The 22,703-nt window shown below is 28.3% G+C and carries 27 protein-coding genes and 1 pseudogene; 20 read left to right on the top strand and 8 right to left on the bottom strand.

Annotation, left to right across the window (positions count from 1 at the left end):
- Window positions 1-2: 2 nt before the first annotated feature.
- The 5 genes from remB to dnaA form a co-directional block, all read right to left on the bottom strand.
- On the bottom strand, window positions 3-254 hold the full coding sequence (gene remB, locus KQI38_RS05170) for an extracellular matrix regulator RemB (RefSeq protein WP_094904221.1): 252 nt from the start codon (window positions 252-254) through the stop codon (window positions 3-5).
- A 14-nt stretch (window positions 255-268) separates the two neighbouring features.
- The gene (gene recF / locus KQI38_RS05165; RefSeq protein ID WP_216556609.1) at window positions 269-1,369 is read right to left on the bottom strand and encodes a DNA replication/repair protein RecF; all 1,101 of its coding nucleotides are present in this window, start codon (window positions 1,367-1,369) and stop codon (window positions 269-271) included.
- A 27-nt stretch (window positions 1,370-1,396) separates the two neighbouring features.
- A complete protein-coding gene (locus KQI38_RS05160) occupies window positions 1,397-1,606 on the bottom strand; it encodes an RNA-binding S4 domain-containing protein (protein ID WP_216556607.1) in 210 nt (69 codons plus the stop codon).
- A 14-nt stretch (window positions 1,607-1,620) separates the two neighbouring features.
- Window positions 1,621-2,727 (bottom strand): DNA polymerase III subunit beta, encoded by a 1,107-nt coding sequence (gene dnaN, locus KQI38_RS05155; protein ID WP_216556605.1) that lies wholly within the window; start codon window positions 2,725-2,727, stop codon window positions 1,621-1,623.
- A 183-nt stretch (window positions 2,728-2,910) separates the two neighbouring features.
- A complete protein-coding gene (gene dnaA / locus KQI38_RS05150) occupies window positions 2,911-4,242 on the bottom strand; it encodes a chromosomal replication initiator protein DnaA (RefSeq protein ID WP_216556604.1) in 1,332 nt (443 codons plus the stop codon).
- 568 nt (window positions 4,243-4,810) lie between these two features.
- On the opposite strand from dnaA, the gene rpmH reads away from it, so the two are divergent.
- The 9 genes from rpmH to noc all read left to right on the top strand — a co-directional run bounded on the left by rpmH (window position 4,811) and on the right by noc (window position 12,195).
- Window positions 4,811-4,945 carry a 50S ribosomal protein L34 gene (rpmH, locus tag KQI38_RS05145; protein WP_072977524.1) on the top strand — a complete coding sequence of 45 codons (135 nt, stop codon included), beginning with the start codon at window positions 4,811-4,813 and terminating at the stop codon, window positions 4,943-4,945.
- A 96-nt stretch (window positions 4,946-5,041) separates the two neighbouring features.
- Window positions 5,042-5,398, top strand: a complete 357-nt coding sequence (rnpA, locus tag KQI38_RS05140; protein WP_216556602.1) for a ribonuclease P protein component — start codon at window positions 5,042-5,044, stop codon at window positions 5,396-5,398.
- A complete protein-coding gene (yidD, locus tag KQI38_RS05135) occupies window positions 5,391-5,606 on the top strand; it encodes a membrane protein insertion efficiency factor YidD (RefSeq protein WP_216556600.1) in 216 nt (71 codons plus the stop codon). The genes rnpA and yidD overlap by 8 nt, the downstream gene beginning before the upstream one ends.
- Before the next feature lie 14 nt (window positions 5,607-5,620).
- Complete coding sequence (locus KQI38_RS05130; protein ID WP_216556598.1) at window positions 5,621-6,328, top strand: YidC/Oxa1 family membrane protein insertase; 708 nt, start codon at window positions 5,621-5,623, stop codon at window positions 6,326-6,328.
- Between the two features lie 4 nt (window positions 6,329-6,332).
- On the top strand, window positions 6,333-6,965 hold the full coding sequence (gene jag / locus KQI38_RS05125) for an RNA-binding cell elongation regulator Jag/EloR (protein WP_216556596.1): 633 nt from the start codon (window positions 6,333-6,335) through the stop codon (window positions 6,963-6,965).
- Between the two features lie 227 nt (window positions 6,966-7,192).
- Window positions 7,193-8,566, top strand: coding sequence for a tRNA uridine-5-carboxymethylaminomethyl(34) synthesis GTPase MnmE (gene mnmE / locus KQI38_RS05120; RefSeq protein WP_216556594.1), 1,374 nt, complete (start codon window positions 7,193-7,195; stop codon window positions 8,564-8,566).
- Between the two features lie 115 nt (window positions 8,567-8,681).
- Window positions 8,682-10,595, top strand: a complete 1,914-nt coding sequence (gene mnmG, locus KQI38_RS05115) for a tRNA uridine-5-carboxymethylaminomethyl(34) synthesis enzyme MnmG (protein WP_216556592.1) — start codon at window positions 8,682-8,684, stop codon at window positions 10,593-10,595.
- Window positions 10,588-11,304, top strand: coding sequence for a 16S rRNA (guanine(527)-N(7))-methyltransferase RsmG (gene rsmG, locus KQI38_RS05110; RefSeq protein WP_216556590.1), 717 nt, complete (start codon window positions 10,588-10,590; stop codon window positions 11,302-11,304). Before mnmG ends, rsmG begins: the two co-directional genes overlap by 8 nt.
- A gap of 99 nt (window positions 11,305-11,403) precedes the next feature.
- A complete protein-coding gene (gene noc, locus KQI38_RS05105; RefSeq protein ID WP_094904230.1) occupies window positions 11,404-12,195 on the top strand; it encodes a nucleoid occlusion protein in 792 nt (263 codons plus the stop codon).
- Window positions 12,196-12,247: 52 nt separating this feature from the next.
- On the opposite strand, the gene KQI38_RS05100 is transcribed toward noc, so the two are convergent.
- Window positions 12,248-13,015 (bottom strand): polysaccharide deacetylase family protein, encoded by a 768-nt coding sequence (locus KQI38_RS05100; protein ID WP_246565597.1) that lies wholly within the window; start codon window positions 13,013-13,015, stop codon window positions 12,248-12,250.
- Window positions 13,016-13,232: 217 nt separating this feature from the next.
- Here KQI38_RS05100 and KQI38_RS22580 point away from each other — a divergent pair.
- The 3 genes and pseudogenes from KQI38_RS22580 (at window position 13,233) to KQI38_RS05090 (ending at window position 15,152) form a co-directional block, all read left to right on the top strand.
- A pseudogene (locus tag KQI38_RS22580) lies at window positions 13,233-13,523 on the top strand (PF20097 family protein).
- Window positions 13,524-13,539: 16 nt separating this feature from the next.
- Complete coding sequence (locus tag KQI38_RS05095; RefSeq protein ID WP_216556588.1) at window positions 13,540-14,031, top strand: GNAT family N-acetyltransferase; 492 nt, start codon at window positions 13,540-13,542, stop codon at window positions 14,029-14,031.
- 107 nt (window positions 14,032-14,138) lie between these two features.
- Entirely contained in the window at window positions 14,139-15,152 is a 1,014-nt protein-coding gene (locus tag KQI38_RS05090; protein ID WP_216556586.1) for an aminoglycoside phosphotransferase family protein, read from the top strand.
- A gap of 958 nt (window positions 15,153-16,110) precedes the next feature.
- Here the strand turns inward: KQI38_RS05090 and KQI38_RS05085 are convergent.
- Complete coding sequence (locus KQI38_RS05085; protein ID WP_216556584.1) at window positions 16,111-16,701, bottom strand: DsbA family oxidoreductase; 591 nt, start codon at window positions 16,699-16,701, stop codon at window positions 16,111-16,113.
- A 199-nt stretch (window positions 16,702-16,900) separates the two neighbouring features.
- Between KQI38_RS05085 and KQI38_RS05080 the strand changes: the two genes are divergently transcribed.
- The 8 genes from KQI38_RS05080 (at window position 16,901) to KQI38_RS05045 (ending at window position 22,170) form a co-directional block, all read left to right on the top strand.
- A complete protein-coding gene (locus KQI38_RS05080; protein ID WP_216556582.1) occupies window positions 16,901-17,149 on the top strand; it encodes a hypothetical protein in 249 nt (82 codons plus the stop codon).
- 5 nt (window positions 17,150-17,154) lie between these two features.
- The gene (locus KQI38_RS05075) at window positions 17,155-17,973 is read left to right on the top strand and encodes a VanW family protein (RefSeq protein WP_246565593.1); all 819 of its coding nucleotides are present in this window, start codon (window positions 17,155-17,157) and stop codon (window positions 17,971-17,973) included.
- Between the two features lie 74 nt (window positions 17,974-18,047).
- Window positions 18,048-18,464: a GNAT family N-acetyltransferase gene (locus tag KQI38_RS05070; RefSeq protein WP_216556580.1), complete on the top strand. Its 417-nt coding sequence runs from the start codon at window positions 18,048-18,050 to the stop codon at window positions 18,462-18,464.
- A gap of 143 nt (window positions 18,465-18,607) precedes the next feature.
- Entirely contained in the window at window positions 18,608-19,057 is a 450-nt protein-coding gene (locus KQI38_RS05065) for a GNAT family N-acetyltransferase (RefSeq protein WP_216556578.1), read from the top strand.
- A 23-nt stretch (window positions 19,058-19,080) separates the two neighbouring features.
- A complete protein-coding gene (locus KQI38_RS05060) occupies window positions 19,081-19,494 on the top strand; it encodes an NUDIX hydrolase (RefSeq protein WP_216556576.1) in 414 nt (137 codons plus the stop codon).
- 108 nt (window positions 19,495-19,602) lie between these two features.
- Complete coding sequence (locus tag KQI38_RS05055) at window positions 19,603-20,370, top strand: ParA family protein (protein WP_216556574.1); 768 nt, start codon at window positions 19,603-19,605, stop codon at window positions 20,368-20,370.
- 4 nt (window positions 20,371-20,374) lie between these two features.
- Window positions 20,375-21,235 carry a ParB/RepB/Spo0J family partition protein gene (locus KQI38_RS05050; protein WP_216556572.1) on the top strand — a complete coding sequence of 287 codons (861 nt, stop codon included), beginning with the start codon at window positions 20,375-20,377 and terminating at the stop codon, window positions 21,233-21,235.
- A 38-nt stretch (window positions 21,236-21,273) separates the two neighbouring features.
- Complete coding sequence (locus KQI38_RS05045; protein WP_216556570.1) at window positions 21,274-22,170, top strand: PhzF family phenazine biosynthesis protein; 897 nt, start codon at window positions 21,274-21,276, stop codon at window positions 22,168-22,170.
- Window positions 22,171-22,350: 180 nt separating this feature from the next.
- Here KQI38_RS05045 and KQI38_RS05040 read toward each other — a convergent pair whose 3' ends face one another.
- Window positions 22,351-22,680 (bottom strand): hypothetical protein, encoded by a 330-nt coding sequence (locus KQI38_RS05040; RefSeq protein ID WP_216556568.1) that lies wholly within the window; start codon window positions 22,678-22,680, stop codon window positions 22,351-22,353.
- Between the last annotated feature and the right edge of the window lie 23 nt (window positions 22,681-22,703).

Below are 22,703 nucleotides of genomic sequence, written 5' to 3'. Positions count from 1 at the left end.
ATCTATTCGTAAATATTTCTATTTGATAGTGCTTTCGAAGATATGTTTGATGTATAAACTATTGTCTTATTATTATCTGATACAACTATATAGGATTTTGTATTTTGATCTAAAGAACCAATTACACAATTATCTTCTATTAATTTATTTATAAATTCCCTAGTTTTTTTTGTACCTTCAGCAGCTTTTTTATCTAGTATAGCTATTATATTTTTTTCAAATATATAGTTATTTTCACCTATATGAATAATCATCCTATGGCTCCTATCTACATTAATTTCCCCTCTTCTATATAAAATATAGATTTTTCGATTGTTTCCATTTCTTTTAAGTCTATGGCATCTGTTACTGTTATTAATGTCTGCATATCTTGAAAAGATTTAATTAAGTATTTTCTTCTCTCTTCATCCAATTCAGAAAAAACATCATCTAAAAGTAATACTGGATAAATTCCTCTCTGCTTTTTTATTAATTCTACTTCAGATAGTTTTATAGATAATACTACAGTTCTTTGCTGACCTTGAGAGCCATATGTCTTAAGCTCTTTATCATTTATTGTCATCAATATATCGTCTCTATGAGGTCCTAATTGTGTAGAAGCTGCTTCTATATCCTTATCTATATACTTTTTAAGCTTATTTAAATAATTTTTTTCCATTTCTATTTTATTATCTAATATTTCAATATTAGATAAATACTTTAATTCTAGATTTTCTCGAGATAGAGTTATTTTATTATGAGTAATACTAGATATCTTAGAAAGTTCTTGTACATATTTATCTCTTTCTAAAATTATATCTGTGCCTATTTTTGCAAGCTGTAAGTCAAATATTTCTAAAAGACTAGATATATTCGTTTGAAACTTACTTGATCTTAACAAATTGTTTCTTTGAAACAATATTTTATTATATCTATTTATATTAAAGTTATATACAGGCCTTATTTGAGAAATCTCCATATCTAAAAAGTTTCTTCTCTCTCCTGGTCCTTCCTTTACAAGTTTTAAATCTTCAGGTGAGAAAATAACCACATTTAGTCCACTATAGAGCTCTTTATAATTCTTTAGCTCAGTCTTATTTACTCTAATTCTTTTTGCTTTTTCTCTCTCTAATTTTATTTCAATAAATTTTTCCTGCTTTCCTATATTCATTTGTGCTCCAACATAAGCTTCATTTTTATTAAAATTGATTATCTCTTTATCTCTATTTGTTCTAAAGGATCTTCCTGTTGCACAAATATATACTGCTTCAAGTAAATTAGTTTTCCCCTGAGCATTTTTTCCTATAAAAATATTTGTCTTTTTATTTAGGTCTATGTTTAGGCTATAATAATTTCTAAAATTTATAAGTCTAATATTTTTTACATGCAAAAAAAACACCCCTTAAGGTAAATAATATTATATCACAACAAAAGATCCATAATCTTTAATTTCAACAATATCATTTTTCCTTATTTTTTTTCCTCTTTGTAATATAACTTCATTATTGACTATTATACTACCTTCACTAATCATAATCTTTGCTTGACCACCAGTTTGTGTAATACCTGCAAGCTTTAAGAACTGATCTAATTTAATATAATCAGTTTCTATAGATATTTCTTTCATAGATTATCTCTCCTCTAAAAATCATCTTGTGCAAGACGCACTGGCAAGACTAAATAAGTATAGTTTTCATCTTGCAATGGTTTTATAATACATGGATTTAAACTTCCCATGAAATTTAACTTTATTTCCTCTGCATCAATTACTTTTATACCTTCTAATATATATCTTGAGTTAAAGGCAATATTTATATTTTCTCCACTTGCTTGAGCCATTATCATTTCATTTACATTCCCTATTTCAGAATTAGATTTTATTAATATTTGTCCATCTATTATGCTTAACTTAACTAAATTTGCCTTTTCTTCTTTTGCAAGCAATGACGCTCTTTCAAGACTATCTTGAAATGCCTTTTTATTTACTATTGCAGATGTTTTATGATCTTTCCTTATAATTTCTTTATAATTAAAGAACTGTCCTTCTAATAATCTTGAATATACTATAGTATCTCCTATATTAAATACTACATGCCCAGGTGCAGCTGCGATTTCCATATTACTTTCATTATCTTCTACTATTTTATTTATCTCATTTAAAGCTCTACCTGGTATTATTATCTTAATTTCTACATCTGATTGTATAGGTAATTTTCTTAAAGCTAATCTATATCCATCTAAAGCTACGAAAGAAATATTACTATCTATTATTTCAAATAGTACTCCTGTGAGAGATGGTCTTGTTTCATCCTGAGTTGTAGCAAAGACTGTTTGTCTTATGGCAGATTTAAACAAATCATTTGGCAATTGAAATGTAGTATGTTCTAAAACTATAGGTAAATCTGGATATTCTTTAGATGAATTACCTAATATATTAAATTCTGAGTTTTCACATTTAATATTAATATTGTTATTATCAACATCTATATAAATAGAAGCATCTGGAAGTTTTTTAATTATATCCCCAAATATTCTAGAATTAACTACAATAGAACCTTCTCTTTCTATTTCACAATTAACATAGGTTTCTATACTTATTTCCAAATCTGTTCCTGTAAGTTTTAATTTATCTTTATGTGCTTCTAACAATATTCCGTCTAATATTTGTAAAGTAGTTCTTGAAGATATCCCTTTTTGTGCAATACTTATATGTTTAGCTAAGTCTTTTTGGTTTACTTTTATTTTCATTTATTTAGACCTCCTTTTTTTCCCAGATATAGAAAGAATATAAAATATATAGTAGTAATAGTAGTAGGGGCTGTGATTATGTGGATAATTATTGATAGATAGAAATATCAAATATTTTATCAATTTAATAACATGTGGATAAGTGTTTGGAAAGCATAAAAGATATCCACATTAATTAATAAATTATCCTTTTAATTCTTTTACTATATCATCGATTTTTCTTTTTAATTCTGAACTTTCATTTATATCTGTGCTTATTTTGTCATATGCATGTATAACAGTTGTGTGATCTCTACCTCCAAATTCCTCTCCTATTTTAGGTAGTGATAGATCTGTTAATTCTCTAGTTAGATACATAGCAATTTGTCTAGGATAGGCTATAGCCCTAGTCCTCTTTTTAGAGTTAAAGTCATCAATTTTAACTTTAAAATTTTTAGACACCATTTCTTTTATTAATTCAACGGTAATCTCTATGGACTTATTACTTGATAATATATCTTTTAAAGCTTCTTCAGCTAATTCTTCAGTAACTTCACTATTTGTTAGAGAAGAATAAGCTACCACTCTAATCAATGCTCCCTCAAGTTCCCTAATATTTGATTGAATTTTGGAAGCTATGTAGAGCATTACATTATCATTAACCTTAATATTCTCAACATTAGCCTTTTTTCTAAGTATGGCGATTCTAGTTTCTAGATCTGGCGGCTGAATATCAGCAATTAGTCCCCACTCAAATCTAGATCTAAGTCTATCTTCTAATGTAGGGATTTCCTTAGGCGGCCTATCACTAGATATGATTATTTGTTTATTCGCTTCATGTAAGGCATTAAAAGTATGGAAAAATTCTTCTTGAGTTCCTTCTTTACCTGCAATAAACTGAATATCATCTATTAGGAGTACGTCTATATTTCTATATTTATTTCTAAACTCTTCATTTCTATATTCTCTTATAGAATTGATAAGCTCATTTGTAAATTTTTCTGATGTAACATATACTACTTTTGAGTTGGGATTCTGACTAAGTGTATAATGACCAATTGCATGCATCAAGTGGGTTTTTCCAAGTCCTACTCCTCCATATAAAAATAATGGATTATAGGCTTGTGCTGGTGCTTCAGCTACGGCTAAGGAAGCAGCATGTGCAAAACGATTACTGTTACCTATTACAAACGTATCAAAGGTATATTTTGGATTTAATTGGGATCTTTGACTACTATCATTGACCTCTTGTACTATAGGTTGTCCTACATTTAGAGAATATTCTTCTCCAGGTATAATAAATTGGATATCAAATTCTTCCTCAGTAACATGAGAAAAAGCATTTTTTATTAGATTTAGATATCTTCCTACCAAAATTCCCTTTGTAAATTCATTAGGGGCAGCTAGGATTACTTTATTGGAAGAAATACTAATAGGTTCTATTGTTTTTAACCAAGTATTAAAGCTAACTTCAGTTAATTCAACTTTAATTAGATTCAACACTTCATTCCAAATATTATCTAAACTTGAAGCCATTTTTTTACCTCCTATTCATTAAAATTATTGCCAATAGAAAAAAAAATAAACTTATTTATAAAAGTTATAAACATAGTTATCAACAAAAAAGGAAAAATATATATGTAAAAATAATTAAGTTTGGAAAATGTCATTTGTGGATAAACTATTAATAAAATGTTATTAATAAAATAAATTATCAAAATATCAACTTATCAACATATTTAAGAAGAATAAAAATGTGGATAAAAGAATAGGTAAATACACTGTTTTAATAAAATTTAAAAAATAATATTGAAAGTTATACACAAACTATCCACAAAATGTGTATAACTTTTAGGTATTGATAAGTTTAAAATAATATCCACATGCTATTTAATAATATCAAAATTTAAGAATATATTCAACAAAATTATCCACAAGTTAAATAAATTGTTAATAACTTTTTATAGCTTCAGTTTTGTTGAAAATTCTTGACATATCTAGTACAAATAAATATAATCATTAGTAGTATTTATGTTTTCTTGTGGGAAAACTCTATATTATTTATATATTTCTGAAGGTATATTATCGAAGGAGGTGTTTCTAAATGAAAAGAACTTATCAGCCAAAGAAAAGACAAAGAAGCAGAGAGCATGGATTTAGAAAAAGAATGAAGACTAGATCAGGTAGGGAAATTATAAAAGCAAGAAGAAGAAGAGGTAGAAAAAAATTAACTGCATAAGGCCGCTAATAAGGTGGCCTTTTTATAACGATTGTTTGATTTTTCATCAAATATTGGATACTGAGGCCATTTATTTGGATAAAGGGAGCAAATGCAATGGATAAAATTTTTAGATTGAGAAGTAATATGGAGTTTAAAAGAGTCTATAGTGGTGGAAAGAATTATTGGAATAGAAATTTAGTTCTTTATGTAAAGAAAAATAATGTTGGAAATACTAGGGTAGGTTATTCTATTACTAAGAAAATCGGAAATTCGGTCGTTAGGAATAAAATAAGAAGAAGAATGAAAGAAATCTATAGACTAAATTTTGATAGTATAAGAGGTAATTATGATTTAATTTTTATACCTAAAAAGAATGTGGTAGATATTTCGTATAAAGAGTTAGAGAGTGCAATGCTTCATATTCTAAAATTAGCAGGTGTATTTATAAGCCAAAGTGATAGCAATGGCTAAATTTGCTATTTTTTTAATTAAAATTTATCAGAATATTATATCGAAATATATACTAACTAGGAAAAACTGCAGATTTTATCCAACATGTTCAGATTATTCTATACAAGCTTATAATAAATATGGCTTTTTAAAAGGAACCTATTTAACTATAAGAAGAATATTGAAATGTCATCCGTTTAACGAGGGAGGATATGATCCGCTTAAATGATAGGGGGTTTATAAATGACGGCTTTTTTAGGTAATATACTAGGTGGACTTCTAAAGTTTATTTATGATATGGTATCTATGATTGGAACAGAGCCAGCAAATTTTTCTTTCTATGCAATGGCTATAATTATAACAACAGTAATATTTAAACTTATACTTTTACCTGTTAGTTTACATCAAAGTAAATCTTCAAAGAAAATGAATGAAATTCAACCAAAGATGAAAGAAATTCAAACTAAATATAAAAATGATCCACAAACAGCTCAAGCAAAAATGGCAGAATTATATAAGGAACATAAATATAACCCAGCTTCTGGGTGTTTAGTACTTTTAATTCAGCTTCCCATCATTCTTGCTTTTTTTAAGGTAATGGGTAACCCTACTACTTTTGCTTTTAAAGATCCGGCAGTTTATGAAGCTATGAATAAGACATTTTTCTGGATCAAAAATTTAAATAATCCAGATCCTTATCTTTGGGGGTTACCATTATTAGCTGCAGCAACGACTTACTTACAAAGTGTAACTATGACGTCAGCAAATACAGATCCTCAGTCTCAGGCTACTCAAAGAATGATGAATATGTTTTTACCTATAATGATTTTTATGGCTGCTAGAGGATTTGCAGCAGGACTTGCATTATATTGGGTAATAAGTAATATTTTCTCAATTATACAACAGATAATTTCCAATAAGTCTTTAGGTAAGATTAAGGAGGAGAATTAAAGTCATGAGGTCTGTTATTAAGGTATCAAAAACCGTTGATGAGGCAATAAAAGAGGCTTTAATAGAGTTGAATGCAAATAAAGAAGATGTTAAAATAGAAATAATAGATGAGCCAAGTAAAGGTTTATTTGGATTAATTGGTGGAAAAGATGCAAAGGTTAGGGTTTCTGTTGTATATGACCCTATTGAAATAGCTGATAATTTTTTATCTAAAGTGTTAAGCTCAATGAATATATCCGCAGTTAATGTAATAAAAAGAGACGGAGATATTCTAATAGTAGATATAAAGGACATTAGTTCTACTGATATGGGTATATTAATAGGTAAGCGAGGAAATACGCTCGATGCTATTCAATATTTACTATCTCTAGTTATAAATAAAAATAAGGATAATTACATTAAAGTTGTCGTAGATACAGAAGGATATAGAGCTAAGAGAGAAGAAACTCTAGTAAGATTAGCCAATAAAATGGCTGAAAAAGCTAGATATGTTAAAAGACCAATAAAATTAGAGCCTATGAATCCTTATGAGAGAAGGATTATACACTCTGCATTGCAAAATATTCAAGGTATTACCACTTATAGTGAAGGTGATGAGCCTTATAGAAGAGTAGTTATTCAATCAAGACAAAGCTAAAAACCCAGTATAGTACTGGGTTTCTCTTATGATATAGGAAAATTTACAAAAATTTATATAAATGAATGATTTTGGAATAATAAATACTGGATTAAAGTAGTTTTATTATTTTATTATTAATGGTATATTACAATTAGTAGAGTTAACAAAAGTCAATTTTTTAATTTTAAATAAAAAATTGTAATTTTATGTTAGCCTTTATATATAGATGCAGAAGAGGTGATATTATGACTATTGCTGCTATTTCTACTGCTGTTGGAGAAGCAGGTATTGGTATAGTAAGAATTAGTGGAAAGAATGCTTTAAATATAGGAAATACAATATTTAAAGGGAATAAGGTTGAAGAATTAAATGAAGATTATAATAGAAAATTAATATACGGTCATATAGTAGATAAAAAAAATAATCAGTTAATAGATGAAGTCTTAATATCTTATATGAAAGGTCCTCATACCTATACTAGAGAAGATATGGTGGAAGTATATTGTCATGGTGGAATAATTTCTGTAAGAAAGGTCTTAGAATTGATATTAAATAATGGTGCTAGACTAGCTGAGCCTGGTGAGTTTACTAAAAGAGCATTCTTAAATGGGAGATTAGATTTATCTCAAGCAGAGGCTATAATAGATATGATTAGGGCTAAGACCGATAAGAGTTTTGAGGCCTCTCTAGATCAACTGGAAGGTTCTTTATCAAGAAAGATAAAGGAAATAAGAAATATATTGTTAGAAATGATTGCTCATGTGGAGGTTTCTATAGATTTTCCTGATGAAGACATTGAAGAAGTCACATATGAAGATTTGCGGGAAAGTGGAAACAGGGTAAAGGAAGAAATTGAAAAACTTCTTTCTACAGCAGATAGAGGTAAGATACTTCGAGATGGATTAAATACTGTAATATTGGGGAAGCCAAATGTTGGAAAGTCCTCATTATTAAATGCAGTTCTTAGAGAAAATCGAGCTATAGTAACAGATATACCAGGTACTACAAGAGATATTATAGAGGAATATGTAAATATTGATGGAATACCGCTTAGGATAATAGATACAGCTGGAATAAGAAATACTGATGATTTAGTTGAACAAATTGGGGTAGATAGAGCTAAGGAAACAGTAGAAAAGGCAGATTTAATTATTGCAGTATTTGATGCCTCAAGAGAACTATCTGATGAGGATTATGAAATAATAGAGCTGATAAAGGATAAGAAAAGTATAATTCTTTTAAATAAAACAGATTTACCTACAAAATATAATGAGTCTTATTTGAAATCTCTTTTAAATGAAAGGGAGATTATAAGCACATCTATTACATCTGGCATAGGTGTAGATATATTGGAAAGAAGTATAAAGAATATGTTCTATAGTGGGGAAATTGAGATTTACTCAGATACTGTGGTTACTAATGTAAGACATAAAAACCAATTAGTTAAGGCTTTAGAAAATATAACTCAAGCAATAGAAGATATAAAAGGAAATGTACCAATAGATTGTATAGAGGTAGATTTAAAGAATTGTTGGGAGAACTTAGGAGAAATATCTGGTGATACCATTGGAGAAGACATATTGGATAAAATATTTTCTGAGTTCTGTATAGGAAAATAAAGAGTTAGTGAAGAGTTAATAGTGAAAAGTGAATAGTTTTGAGTAAGAGTTTTGTGTCTTAACTATTCACTATTAGTTATTCACTATTCACTGCATTATTAGAAAGGTGAAATTTATGAAGGAAGTAAAAAAATATTTTGCAGGAGAATATGATGTTATAGTAGTAGGTGCCGGACATGCAGGTGTTGAAGCTGCTTTAGCAAGCAGTAGAATGGGTATGAATACTATGATAATGACAATGAGCTTAGATTCTATCGTAGCTCTATCTTGTAATCCCAATATAGGTGGTACAGGAAAGGGACATTTGGTAAGAGAAATAGATGCTCTTGGCGGTGAAATGGCATTAAATATAGATAAATCATTTATTCAATCGAGAATGTTAAATACTTCTAAGGGACCAGCTGTTCATTCTCTAAGAGTTCAAGCCGATAAAAAAATGTATCATACTGAAATGAAGAAAGTATTAGAGGATGAACCAAATTTGATTCTAAGACAAGGAGAAATAATAGATATATTGTTAGAAGGTAATAAGGTAAAAGGAATTTTAACTAGAACAGGTGCTATTTATAATTGTAAGGCTGTAATTTTAGCAACAGGTACCTATCTAAAGGGAAGAATATTCATGGGAGAAGTCAATTATGAATCAGGACCAGATGGAATGTTTCCTTCTATACTTTTATCAGATGCACTGAAGGAGAAGGGATTCAATTTAAGAAGAATGAAAACTGGTACACCTGCTAGAGTTCATAGAGATAGCATAGATTATTCAAAGATGGAGATTCAGCCTGGAGATAAGGAAGTTATACCTTTTTCCTTCTTAAATATGGATAAGGTGTTTGATAAAGAACAGGTTCCTTGTTATTTAACATATACTACTGAAAAAATGCATGAAATTATAAAGAATAATTTACATCGTTCACCCATGTATGCAGGTGATATTGATGGGGTAGGACCTAGATATTGCCCATCTATTGAAGATAAAGTTGTAAGATTTTCTGATAAAAATAAACATCAAGTATTTATAGAACCAGAAGGTTTATCTACTAAGGAAATGTATGTACAAGGTGTTAGTTCTACATTACCAGAGGAAGTACAATTAGAGATGTATAAAGAAATTATAGGGCTTGAAAATGTGAGATTTATGAGATCTGCATATGCTATCGAATATGATTCAATAGATCCTACAATATTGAAAAGGACATTAGAGCATAAAGAAATAAATAATCTTTTCTTTGCAGGTCAAATAAATGGTTCATCAGGATATGAAGAGGCCGCATCTCAAGGCTTAATTGCAGGAATAAATGCTGTTCTGAATATAAAAGATGAAGAACCATTTATACTTGATAGATCAGAGGCATATATTGGAGTATTAATTGATGATTTAGTTACTAAAGGTACAGAGGAACCTTATAGAATGATGACATCAAGGGCTGAATACAGACTCACTTTAAGGCAAGATAATGCTGATTTGAGGCTTACAGAACGTGGATATAAAATAGGATTAGTAACAGAAGAAAGATATAGAAAGACTCTTGCAAAGAAAGAGTCTATAGAAAAAGAACTTGAGAGACTTAAAAGGGTGCAAATAAACCCAACAATAGAAAATAATAATATTATAGAGAGTCTAAACAGTACACCAATAAATACTCCTACAAATATTTATGAACTTATAAAAAGACCTGAATTAGGATATGATGTATTATCGGCTCTTGATCCAGATAGACCTGATTTATTGAGGGAAATTAGATTACAAGTAGAGACTCAAATTAAATACGAAGGTTATATAAAGAAACAAATGATACAAATAGATCAATTTAAAAAGCTAGAAAATAAAAAATTAAGTCAAGATATTGATTATAATGAGATAAAGGGTTTAAGCAATGAAGCAAAACAAAAGCTAAATAATATAAAACCTGATTCTGTAGGACAAGCTTCTAGAATATCAGGTGTTTCACCTTCAGATATAAACGTATTATTAATTTATATGGAGCATAAAAGAAGAGAAGAAAGGGTAGGGATAGATGAGTAATATTGAAACCTTGATAGAGGGTTTAGGAGATTTAGGGATTGAGTTGAGTGTAAAACAGAAGGAACATTTCATTAAATATAAAGACTTATTAAAAGAATGGAATGAAAAAATAAATATAACTGCTATAACTGATGATATAGAAATAGATATAAAGCATTTTTTAGACAGTTTAACGCCGATAATCACAAAATTATTTGAGGGAAAAAAGAAGATAATAGATATAGGTACAGGTGGAGGATTTCCAGGCTTACCTCTTAAAATTTTCAATAATGAACTTCAAGTTACTTTACTGGATAGCTTAAATAAAAGAATTATTTTTTTAAATGAGGTTATTAAAGCCTTAGAGCTAAAGAATATAGATGCTATACATGGTAGAGCAGAAGAATTTGGTAGAACACCAAAATACAGAGAACAATATGATATTTGTATATCTAGAGCAGTAGCTTCTTTAGATACTCTTTCAGAATACTCTTTACCTTTTGTAAAAGTAGGAGGATACTTTATATCAATGAAAGGGTCAGAAGTAGACGAAGAACTTAAAGAAGCTGAAAAAGGAATAAAGCTTCTAGGTGGAAAAATTTTAAAGAAGGAAATTGTTAGGATTCCTAATTCTGACATAATACATTCTTTGATAATAATACACAAAATACAAGAAACTCCTACAAAATATCCTAGGGGAGGAGGAAAACCAAAGAAAAATCCCTTATAATATAGGAGAATTTGTAGGAAAAAACTTGGGCAATAAAGAAGGAAATATTCTGCTCAATATAGAAATATATATTAAAGTCAATTGAGAAGAGGGATGCATATGAAAAATTTTCAACCGGAAATCAAATATATTCCTATATCTGATATTAAACCAAATCCATATCAACCTAGAAAAGATTTCAATCAAAGATCATTAGAAGAGTTAAGTCAATCGATAAAATCTTATGGAGTAATTCAGCCAATTAGTGTTAGACAGATAAAGGAAGATTCTTATGAGTTAATAGCTGGAGAAAGACGGCTTAGGGCTTCGGAATTGGCTGAACTTCATGAGATACCAGCTATTATAGTAGATTACAGGGATAAAGAATCTGCCTTAATTGCATTAATGGAGAACTTACAAAGAGAAGATTTAAATTTTATTGAAGAAGCTGAAGGATATAATAATTTAATAGAGGACCATGGATTCACTCAACAAGAAATAGCTGAAAAGATGGGAAAAAATCAGTCGACAATTGCTAATAAATTAAGGCTTCTAAAATTACCAGAGGATATTAAGAAAAATTTATTAGAATATAATCTTACAGAGAGACATGGAAGAGCATTATTAAAATTAGCTGACGATGATTTAAAAAGAAAAATTTTAGAAAAAGTAATAAAGAATGAACTAAATGTAAATAAGACAGAGGAATTGGTTAATGATATATTAGATGATTTAACTAAGAGAGAGGATAATGAAGTAAAACAAAACATTAAGAGTATGATAAATATTAGAATTTATCTAAATACAATTAAAAAGGCTTTTTCTGCAATTAAAGATACTGGTGTTAAGGCTGAGTATAAAGAGGTAGATAAAGGTGACCATGTAGAAGTAGTTGTCAAAATACCAAAATAAAGTCAGGGAGTATCCCTGACTTTTTACTATATATAATGAATACAGTTAAAATTTAATTATAATTATTCAACACCTTTCTTTCTTCGGTAATGTTAATTAATTCAGACATTGTAACAAATTTATATCCTTCATCAATTAATTTAGGCAAAATTATTTTTAAGGCCTCTACAGTATGGCTTTCCTCTTTATATACATAATCATGAAAAAGTATAATATCTCCATTTTGTGCCTTTGATAAAGTAGTATTCACTATTGAATCTACTCCTGGGTTGCTCCAATCCTTTGAATCTTGATAGAAAGTCCAAAGAACAATAGATGTATTATCACTACTGACTATTTTAATTACTTCATCATTATAATTACCATAAGGAGGTCTAAAGACTTTAGGTTTTACATTACTTATGGAATAAATTATGTCTTGTGTTTTTTTAAATTCTTCCTTAATTACGGTTTTAGAGGCTTTTTTCATGTTTACATGAGAATAGGAATGATTACCAACTTCATGTCCTTCTGATATTTGCCTATTTATTATATCTGGATATAATTCAGCATGTATACCTAGAACGAAAAATGTTGCTTTAATATTATATTCCTTTAGTATATCAAGAATCTCAACAGTATATGTGGGATGAGGTCCATCGTCGAAACTTAAGGCTAAAATCTTTTCCTCTTTTGGTCCTTTTGATACGATTGCTGTCTGATTATTTGAAAATGTATATATAGCTTCGGGATATATGTCGTATATGGTTAATGACATCAATATAATAATTACAATCGTAAGATTTAATAGTTTGTTAAGGTCTTTTATTATCTTTCCCATTTAGATTCTCCCTGTATTTGAATTATTATTTCATATAAAATATATATATTCATATGGGCAAGTACATATTATAGAAATTCATCAATAAATAAAATAATGTTCCACGTGGAACATTATTTTATTTATTGATGAATTAAAAGTACTGGGTTATGATGTTGTTAAAGGTTAGTAAATTATAAAATAAAGAAAAGGTTAAATTTATAAATAAGCTATTAGGATGCACAAAAGTAGATGTAGTATATCAATGAATTTATTAATATCTTGGGGGTGTAATATGAATTGTCCATATTGCAATAAAGAACTTATTTCCGGATTTATTTCCGGAGGAGGTTATGGAGTACGGAAAGGAATAATATGGTTGCCACAAAATATAGAACCGACCTTAGAAGCTTGGGTATTTTAATCAGAAAAATTAAATAAAAATAACTTTTTATCTGAAGCAAAGGTGAAAAGCTATAAATGTTCTAGTTGTAGAAAAATAATTATAGACCTTGATGATGAAAGTTAAAGATAGAAAATAAATTATGATTATAAGATTACCAAAATTTGAAGATGAAAAGAAAATATCAATACTGATAGCAAAATTTAGAGAAGAGCTAAAGGAACTTAAAGGAATTAAATCATCTATTAATATTGAGCAAGGAAGAGAAGAATTTAAAGAATATATGGAGGCAAAATATCCTATATTTGTTGTGGAAGGTGATAGGAAAGAGTTATTAGGATATTTAGTTTGTAGAATTGATGATAGTGTAGTATGGGTTGAGTCTTTATTTGTCTCTCATGATTCAAGAAGAAAGGGAGTAGCATCAAAATTATATCAGAAAGCGGAAACTATTGCCAGAGAGCTAGGAGAAGACACAGTTTATAATTGGGTAAATCCTAATAATGATAAGATGATATCTTTTTTAGCTAAAAGAGGATATAATGTTTTAAATTTAATAGAAATAAGGAAGCCATGGAAGGATGAGGCTTTAATTCAAAAAATAAAGGTCAGTGACCATGAGTATAATTATTAGGTTTTTACATTTATATTATGAATTTATAAAGTTATAACAGAGAAAATAGAAGATATTAATAGGTATATGATATGGCTGATAAAGTATTAAGATATGAGGGGAGGACTATGGATAAGGAGAGACTTAGTGAAAATGTAAAAAAATTAATTGAAAAGAAAACCAAAAAGCAAGTAGATATAGAAATGACAAATCTACAATTCGTTAATGAAGGCTTTAGTAATGATATAGCTATGTTTAATCTTAAATATTATATAAATCAACTGGAATTCTCTAAGGATGTTGTTTTTAAGGATTATTCAAAGGTTTATAAAGGTAATAGTGGTGTTTCAAAATATAAAAAAGAACTGGCTATATTTAAAAGTTATCTTAATAGCGATTATATAAATATTCCGGAAATATATTTTGAAGATGAAGAAAAGACTTTAATTATTATGGAAAAGATAAAGGGTAAAACTCTCGATAAAATTTATATAAATGATAGAGAGCAATTTGGATGTTTGATGAAAAGGTTTGGAGAGACATTGGGATATATACACTTTCTAGATATTAATTCAATTAAAGAAGTCATTCCTGGTTATTATACAAGCCAAAAGAAGTATTTTAGTGATTATATAGAATCACTAAAAAATAGAATAATAAATCTAGGGGAAATGGAATATTTAGAAATTCTTGATTCACTCTGTAGAAGATTTAAGGAGGTTAACTTTAATAATATTTGCCTTAATCATGGCGATTATCATTTTTGGAATGTTATATTTACTGATAAAAAACAGCTGTATATTTTGGATTGGGAAAAGTCAAAGATTGTTGATTGTCGATATGATATTGCAAATACATTAATTCTTTGTTATTCATGGTTTGGTATTGATTTAAAAGAATATATGTTAGAAGGTTATGTAAACGTTACTAGAAAGGACATTCAACAACTGGAATGTTTTGAGGCTCTATTGAGCTTTGACTCATTTACTGCTTGTGTTCCTTTTATTCAGGGCGCAGATGATTCATATGTTAGAGATAAAACTTACATGTGGATTAAGCGACGCTATGACCTCTTTGTAAAAAATAATGGACGAAGAATGGAAAAAGCAGAAGAATATTTAAAAACTAAAGGTATTTTATAAAATTTTTAAAGTTATGATTTATAAATAATTTCATTAGTAACTTATTGTCTTATCTGCAAGTAGAATTTGGAGAATTGTACGACGGGCTATCCAAAAATAATCACTTATAATAGTTTGCTTCATAATATAAAGTTCATTATTAAATTTTATATAAATATTATAAAAATATTTTTTAGTATTATCATATATTAATATTTTTAAATTATTTATTTTAAAATATTTCCGATGTTGTTTTAACCAATGTCTAAAATTTACCAGATGGGCTATTAAAAACGAGGCTGTATTTTGAGATTTAAGAAACTTTTCAGGGGATGTCCATATAATAGGTATGATTAACAAGTATAACTTAAATTTGGGCCTATAGTGCTTTTCAATGGATTATTGAAATTATATAGTAAAAGGTTTTTAAATATTATTGTTGAAGAGCTAATTATATTTAGTTATCATATTATTATGAAAACATTTATAAATAAAATTATATAAAAAAAGTATCAATTATTTGATAGTAATATATTTTTTAGGTTGTCACGGAGTAGAGTATGAATTTTTAGAACTATTAGTAAGGCGATGGGATATAACCAAATGGATATTATGTATCAATTAAAGTTATATGATGCTATAACAATTGGACATTATCTCTAGTATTTTAAAAGTTATATTTTTTACGTAATAGATGTGAAAACTATGATGAAAATGGTTTTAAAATAAGATTTTCAGCAAAGTATATTTTAGTAAAAAGAGTTAAACGGAAAAATTATTTACACAGATATATTTAAAGAGATATGTTAATTTATTGAAATGGTTCGTTAATGTAGAGAAGATAAATATCTTTTATCTGAACAAAACTGTCGTTAGCAATTAATTATATAAAATATAAGTCTAGAAAACATAAAAAAATCAAAATTAAAAAGATAAAGCAATAAATGTTCCACGTGGAACATTTATTGCTTTAAAAGATTTATTCTAATAAATCTTTCTTAAATTTTTCATAATCTTTTAATAGTGTTACTTTCTTCTTATCATTTACTATAAAGGTAGGTACACTATCTATTTCATATACAGATGCTAAATATTTAGCTTCTTTCATCTTTTCATCAAAGCTGCCATTGTCAATACAATTATTCATTTCTACTATATTTAATCCAGCTACTAATCCTATTTCATTAATTATTATAGGTTCTCCAACATTTTTACCATATTCAAAAATTGTTTTAAAAGCTTCTTTAGCAAACTCGTAATACTTGCCTTCTTCATGTGCATAAAGAGCTGCCTTATGCAATCTATGGGTATTAAATTTTTTAATTTTGCTATTATATATTAATCCATATTCTGAACCAAGTCTTTCAATTCTTCTGTAGCTCATATCTATTTGCTCTTGAGGAATATGATTAGTCAAATAAACTCCCTCTAAGGACAAGTCGGGATCTAATTCATAGGGTAACCATTCAATATTTATGTTAGGGATTTCTTGTATCAGCTTATTAGCTATTGAAAATCCTATATAGCAGAAGGGACAAGCAAAGTCCGAAAATACCTTTATATTAGTCATTGGATCACTCCTTATTTATATTTATTTATACTTAAATTAGATATACCCAAGAAGTAATATAACTAACAATCTAAAATCAATACAATAATCCTTATTATCAAATTACATTATTATTACAAATTACTTAATAATCACTAAATTAAATTTATTTATGATATGATTAAAATAGATTAGTTTAGCATAAAACGAGGTGAAGAAGATGAAGGATAATAAAAGCAATTTTTTTATAGCTTTTATTATAATATATATATTGTTTGGATTCTTTCCAGGTGTAAAGATAGACTATGTTTCGCCTATTAAATTTCTGATGTTTAGATCAATAGACTATTTAATAAGAAACTTCTTTCATCTTTGGAAGATTAAATTAATTGTTTCAATAGGAGCTGTTTTTATAAGTTATTTAATTAAGGAGCAGAAAATTAAAAAGTATAATAGGGGAAATAGGTGAGTTAAATGAGCTTAAGACCTATTGAAAGATCAAAACTTAGATTAATAGCAGGGAAGTGTTATTTTACTTCTAAAAGGTATCTTTATTGGATATTTGGAGGAGTGAAGTTTTCAAAGAAAAAATCTAATACATTGTTACCTTACATTCAGTTTGCACATCAGACTCCATTAATAAGGCAGTTAAAAAATGTAGATATGTATTTACAGTATAATAAAATAATTAATTTAAAAATTGCTACTGCAAGGTTAAATAAAATAATAGTAAGGCCAGGAGAGACATTTTCTTATTGGAAATTAGTAGGAAAACCTACAAGAAGAAAAGGCTATAAAGATGGTATGGTGCTATTTTTAGGTAGTTTTAAATCTGGAGTAGGTGGCGGATTGTGTCAGCTATCAAATCTTATATACTGGATGACAATACATACACCCTTAACAGTTGTAGAAAGATATAGGCATAGCTATGATGTTTTTCCTGATTCTAATAGAACTCAACCCTTTGGCAGTGGAGCAACTTGTGTTTATAATTATAGAGATTTGATGATAAAAAATGAAACAAATGAGCCTTATCAACTTTATATAGAAATAGAACAAGAATATTTATATGGGGAATGGAGAAGTGTGTCGAAGCCAATATATGAATACGAGGTTTATGAAAAAGAACATAAAATTCAGCCAGAATTTTGGGGTGGATATACAAGACATAATATTCTATATAGAAATAAATATGATTTGGAAGGGAATTTAATTGGCCATGAATATATAACAGAAAACCATGCCATTATGATGTATGCTCCATTTTTAGAAGAAGGGAGATATAATAATTAATGTTCCATGTGGAACATTAATAAGCCATTTGTTATTATCTTAAGGAAATTAATATTTATAAAGGAGTGAGAAAATTGATTCAGTATAAAACATACTCTTCAAATTTAAAATACTTAGAAATAGGACAAGGTTTCTTTGACGGATGGCCAAATCCACCTAGTGTAGAAAAACATAGAGAAATTTTAGAAGGTAGTTATAAATCTATAGTTGCTATAGATGAAAATAATATGATAATTGGTTTTATAAATGCTATTAGTGATGGAGTTTTATCTGCATATATTCCTCTTTTAGAGGTGTTGCCTAAATATAAGAATCAAGGTATAGGAACTGAACTAGTTAAAAGGATGTTAGAGGAACTAAATGATTTTTATATGATAGATTTACTATGCGATGAAGACTTACAATCATTTTATAAAAAACAAGGAATGTTTAAAGCTCAAGGAATGATGATTAGAAATTATAAATGTCAATCAGGTAGAGAAATAGGATAAATAGATACTTCTATAATCTATAATAAAGTCCTCATTTGTTCTTTATTTTCAAAAAAGGATTTAATTTTTTAATAGAAGATTTTTTATATTTACTATGATATTAAATTTTAATTAGAAAATTATTTATGTAATGAGGTGCTAATATGATAACAAAACGGGAATTTAGAAAGTTAGGTCTCTCTGATTTAGATATTGTATTACAAATGGAAAAGAATTTTAGAAATGGATTTATTGTTGAGGAAAATGCAAGGCAATTTCTTTTAAATCCAAACAATTGGATTTTTGCGTGTATTCAAGAAGAAAAAATAATTGGATTTGCATATGGATATGAACTTAATCGACTTGATAGCAAAGGAAATATGCTATACATTCATGAAGTAGGCGTGCTCCCAGAGTATCAGAGGCAAGGTGTTGGATTTCAGATGCTTACCGATATAAAGAATTTATGTAAGCTGACGGGGATTTGTAGATTTTTTTTGTTTACACAAAAAAACAATACTGGTGCCTGTTTATTGTATGAAAAATCTGGTGGTGAAAAAACAAGTGATGGAAAGGATAATGACGTAACATATTTCTTCAATAAGTTTGACTAGTTTTATTCTGAGGAGTGATATAATTGAAAAAAGTAAATGTTGTGTATTGCCTAATATACAATGAAGAAAGTAAACAGATACTTATGGTATATAATTGTGATAGTAATAGTTGGTCTATGCCTGGAGGTGCAGTAGAAAAAGATGAGACTTTAGAACAGGCTGTTATTAGGGAAGTACGTGAGGAAACAGGTCTTTTAGTAAAGATCAAAGATGTAGCTGCTGTAAACGAATGTTTTTTTGAAGAGGAAGATGAACATATCGTTTTTATCACATTTAGAGGGGAAATTATTGGAGGAAATATTTCAATTGAAAATCCTCAAGAAATTTCTGAAATAGTTTGGGTAGATATTTGGAAAGCAGATGAGTTAATGCCGTACTATAAATTTGGTATTGAAGAACTAATTCATAAATCTGCTACATATTTCTATGAAAATTAGTTTTGCTATTCCTTTAATGTTCCACGTGGAACATTAAAGATTTCTTTCAAATATTAACATAATCTGATATCATATAAGTAATAAGATGAAACACAGGGTGGTGGTTTTTTGGGCAAAATTATATCCATATTCAATCAAAAAGGTGGTGTTGGAAAGACTACAACCACCATAAATTTAAGCGCAGGATTAGGAAAGTTAGGAAAGAAAGTTCTTTTGATTGATATTGATCCTCAAGGTAATTCAACCTCGGGACTAGGAGTGGAGAAAAATGATGGATATCCTATTATCTATGATGTATTGGTAAATAAAGTGGATTTAAAGGATGCTATTAGGGAAACTTCAGCAGAAGGTGTAAGCATAATTGGATCAAATAATGAATTAGCAGGCTTAGAAATAGAATTAGCTAGAGAAGGAAATTGGGAAAAGATACTAATAAGCAAATTAGAAAATGTTAAAGATAAATACGACTATATTTTCATAGATTGTCCTCCATCCTTAGGAATACTTTCTGTAATAGGATTAGTTGCTTCTGACAGTGTAATCATACCTATTCAGTGTGAGTACTATGCATTAGAAGGTGTAAGCCAATTATTTGAAACAATAAAACTTGTAAAAAAAGGATTGAATCCCAACTTGGAAATTGAAGGAGTTGTTCTTAGCATGTTTGATGGTAGAACAAACTTATCCATACAAGTAGTAGATGAAGTAAAAAGCTTTTTTAAAGGTAAGGTTTACGTAAGTCTTATTCCTAGAAATGTAAGATTAGCTGAAGCACCAAGCTATGGATTATCAATTATGGATTATGATTCTAAATCAAAGGGTGCAGAGGCATATATGGAGCTAGCTGAAGAGTTTTTAGAATTAGTTGAGGAGTGATAATATGAGTGTAAAAAAAAGAGGGTTGGGTAAAGGATTATCTGCTTTAATTTCTGAAGAAATAATAGTTGATGAAGGCAAACCGTCAAATGAGCTCGTTGAAAACATAGATATAAAATTGATTATACCTAATGAGAACCAACCGAGACAAGAATTCCACGAAGATGCACTATCAGATTTAACTAATTCCATAAAAATACATGGACTAATACAACCAATTATAGTTAGGAAGGTAAAAAATAAATATGAAATAATAGCAGGGGAGAGACGTCTAAGAGCCTGTAAGGCGGCTGGACTAGAGGAAGTTCCTTGCATTATAAAAGATGTAAATACAGAGGTATCAGCAAAATTTGCTTTGGTTGAAAATATTCAAAGAGAAGATTTAAATCCTATAGAAGAAGCTTTAGCATATAAGAAATTAATGAAAGATTATAATCTAACTCAAGAAGAATTAGCAAATGAGGTAGGAAAATCCAGATCATATATAGCAAATACAGTTAGGCTTTTAAATTTAGAAGGTGAAATTGTAGACTATATAGCTAAAGGAGAGTTAACATCTGGTCACGGTAAAGTTCTATTAGGTATTAAAGATAAACAACAACAATTATTAGCTGCAAAAAAAATAATAGATAATAATTTAAATGTCAGGCAGACAGAGGAAATGACTAATAAAAAAACTATAGCAACTAAAAGCACTAATAGTAAAGAAAATAGGGATCCTCATATAATGGATTTAGAAGAAAACTTAATGAGAACATTAGGCACAAAGGTTAATTTGATACAAGGAAATAAAAAAGGAAAAATTGAAATAGAGTATTATGGATATGAAGATTTGGAGAGAATTATAGAAGTTTTAACTAAGTAAGAATTTGTTTTATTTGGAAAGACTGAAAGGAGAAATATATGGAATTAAATATATATCAAGTAGATGCTTTTTCTGATAAGGCTTTTGGAGGAAATCCAGCTGGAGTAGTTTTAGATGCTAAATATTTAACTGAGGATATAATGCAAAATATTGCCAAGGAAATGAACTTATCTGAGACTGCATTTGTCACTTCAAGATATGATGATTTATTTACAGTAAGATTTTTTACAACCGTTTGTGAAGTAGATTTATGTGGACATGCTACAATTGCAACATTTTATACTTTAGCAAAAATGGGATATATTAAATCCATTGCTAATGGTGTAAAAACAGTTTATCAAGATACAAAAGCAGGTAAACTATCTGTTGATATAATATTCAAAAATGGTGAAGTAGATAAAATATTTATGGAACAAGCTACTCCTAAGAAAATTGGTTCAATTAGCGATATATCTCCTTTAATTGAATCAATGGGGATTAATATAAATGAAGTTGGAGTATTAGATGATATAATATATCCAGAAATAATCTCTACAGGTCTCCCAGATATTATATTACCTATAAAGAAAAATGAAGTATTAGATAAATTAGATATTGATATGAAAACTTTAGCAAAGATTTCTCAAGATTTAGGTGTAACTGGTGTACATGCATTTCATTTACCAGAAATAAATTCAAGCTTTGTATATACGAGAAATTTTGCTCCTTTAGTAGGGATTGATGAAGAAGCTGCTACAGGAACATCAAATGGTGCCTTAATTTATTTTTTAAAGAAAAATAATTTAATTGAAGATAATAATATAATATCTTATCAAGGTCAATCTATGAATAGACCTAGTACTATTTACTGTGAAATTATAGAAAAGAATGAGAAGCCAATAGTTAAAATTGGAGGAAATGCTAAAATAGTCATAAATGGAGTAATCTCTATATGATATAAAAATAAACCTGCAAATGTTGATTTAGATCATTGGCTTATGGCTTTTTGATTACATAAAAATCAAAAAGCCATTTGATTTTTATAAAATTCTGTATCTAAAAAATCAAAAGCTAGTTGGACCAAGCATAAAAGAAAAATGTAATTTCATATTTAGACGACTTATTCAAGTAATTGACTATTGGAGAGTTTTTTTAAATATCTCTCCTAATACTTTAATAGGAATTGGTTGATTATGAAAAATTTGCAACATGCCTTTAGGAGTTATTTTATATTCAGAAAGTTCTTTTTTATAAAGAAGTACAGCATTTGCTTCGATATTAATATGATCCTTAAATGGTATAATACGAATAAATTTATCTTCAACATAATATGAAGGTAGCTTAGCCCACAGTTTTTCATCTATTTTATTAGATGTACTGTCGAAGATAAGTTCATGTATTGAATAGAATCTTTGAACTGTTTGATCGTCAAACTTATCTAAATAACTAGATATATCATTATTCATTTAAATCCCCCAGAATTATATAA

This window comes from Tissierella carlieri (genome assembly GCF_018917285.1).
GTDB classification, from domain to species: domain Bacteria; phylum Bacillota; class Clostridia; order Tissierellales; family Tissierellaceae; genus Tissierella; species Tissierella carlieri.
Note: the sequence above shows the minus strand (reverse complement) of the source record. Positions and strands in the feature narration are given on the sequence as shown.

Coding starts and splice junctions, on each gene's coding strand:
- remB (WP_094904221.1), bottom strand. CDS start 254: ATGATTATTCATATAGGTGAAAATAACTATATATTTGAAAAAAATATA.
- KQI38_RS05160 (WP_216556607.1), bottom strand. CDS start 1,606: ATGAAAGAAATATCTATAGAAACTGATTATATTAAATTAGATCAGTTC.
- dnaN (WP_216556605.1), bottom strand. CDS start 2,727: ATGAAAATAAAAGTAAACCAAAAAGACTTAGCTAAACATATAAGTATT.
- dnaA (WP_216556604.1), bottom strand. CDS start 4,242: ATGGCTTCAAGTTTAGATAATATTTGGAATGAAGTGTTGAATCTAATT.
- rpmH (WP_072977524.1), top strand. CDS start 4,811: ATGAAAAGAACTTATCAGCCAAAGAAAAGACAAAGAAGCAGAGAGCAT.
- rnpA (WP_216556602.1), top strand. CDS start 5,042: ATGGATAAAATTTTTAGATTGAGAAGTAATATGGAGTTTAAAAGAGTC.
- yidD (WP_216556600.1), top strand. CDS start 5,391: ATGGCTAAATTTGCTATTTTTTTAATTAAAATTTATCAGAATATTATA.
- KQI38_RS05130 (WP_216556598.1), top strand. CDS start 5,621: ATGACGGCTTTTTTAGGTAATATACTAGGTGGACTTCTAAAGTTTATT.
- jag (WP_216556596.1), top strand. CDS start 6,333: ATGAGGTCTGTTATTAAGGTATCAAAAACCGTTGATGAGGCAATAAAA.
- mnmE (WP_216556594.1), top strand. CDS start 7,193: ATGACTATTGCTGCTATTTCTACTGCTGTTGGAGAAGCAGGTATTGGT.
- mnmG (WP_216556592.1), top strand. CDS start 8,682: ATGAAGGAAGTAAAAAAATATTTTGCAGGAGAATATGATGTTATAGTA.
- rsmG (WP_216556590.1), top strand. CDS start 10,588: ATGAGTAATATTGAAACCTTGATAGAGGGTTTAGGAGATTTAGGGATT.
- noc (WP_094904230.1), top strand. CDS start 11,404: ATGAAAAATTTTCAACCGGAAATCAAATATATTCCTATATCTGATATT.
- KQI38_RS05100 (WP_246565597.1), bottom strand. CDS start 13,015: ATGGGAAAGATAATAAAAGACCTTAACAAACTATTAAATCTTACGATT.
- KQI38_RS05095 (WP_216556588.1), top strand. CDS start 13,540: ATGATTATAAGATTACCAAAATTTGAAGATGAAAAGAAAATATCAATA.
- KQI38_RS05090 (WP_216556586.1), top strand. CDS start 14,139: ATGGATAAGGAGAGACTTAGTGAAAATGTAAAAAAATTAATTGAAAAG.
- KQI38_RS05085 (WP_216556584.1), bottom strand. CDS start 16,701: ATGACTAATATAAAGGTATTTTCGGACTTTGCTTGTCCCTTCTGCTAT.
- KQI38_RS05080 (WP_216556582.1), top strand. CDS start 16,901: ATGAAGGATAATAAAAGCAATTTTTTTATAGCTTTTATTATAATATAT.
- KQI38_RS05075 (WP_246565593.1), top strand. CDS start 17,155: ATGAGCTTAAGACCTATTGAAAGATCAAAACTTAGATTAATAGCAGGG.
- KQI38_RS05065 (WP_216556578.1), top strand. CDS start 18,608: ATGATAACAAAACGGGAATTTAGAAAGTTAGGTCTCTCTGATTTAGAT.
- KQI38_RS05050 (WP_216556572.1), top strand. CDS start 20,375: ATGAGTGTAAAAAAAAGAGGGTTGGGTAAAGGATTATCTGCTTTAATT.
- KQI38_RS05045 (WP_216556570.1), top strand. CDS start 21,274: ATGGAATTAAATATATATCAAGTAGATGCTTTTTCTGATAAGGCTTTT.
- KQI38_RS05040 (WP_216556568.1), bottom strand. CDS start 22,680: ATGAATAATGATATATCTAGTTATTTAGATAAGTTTGACGATCAAACA.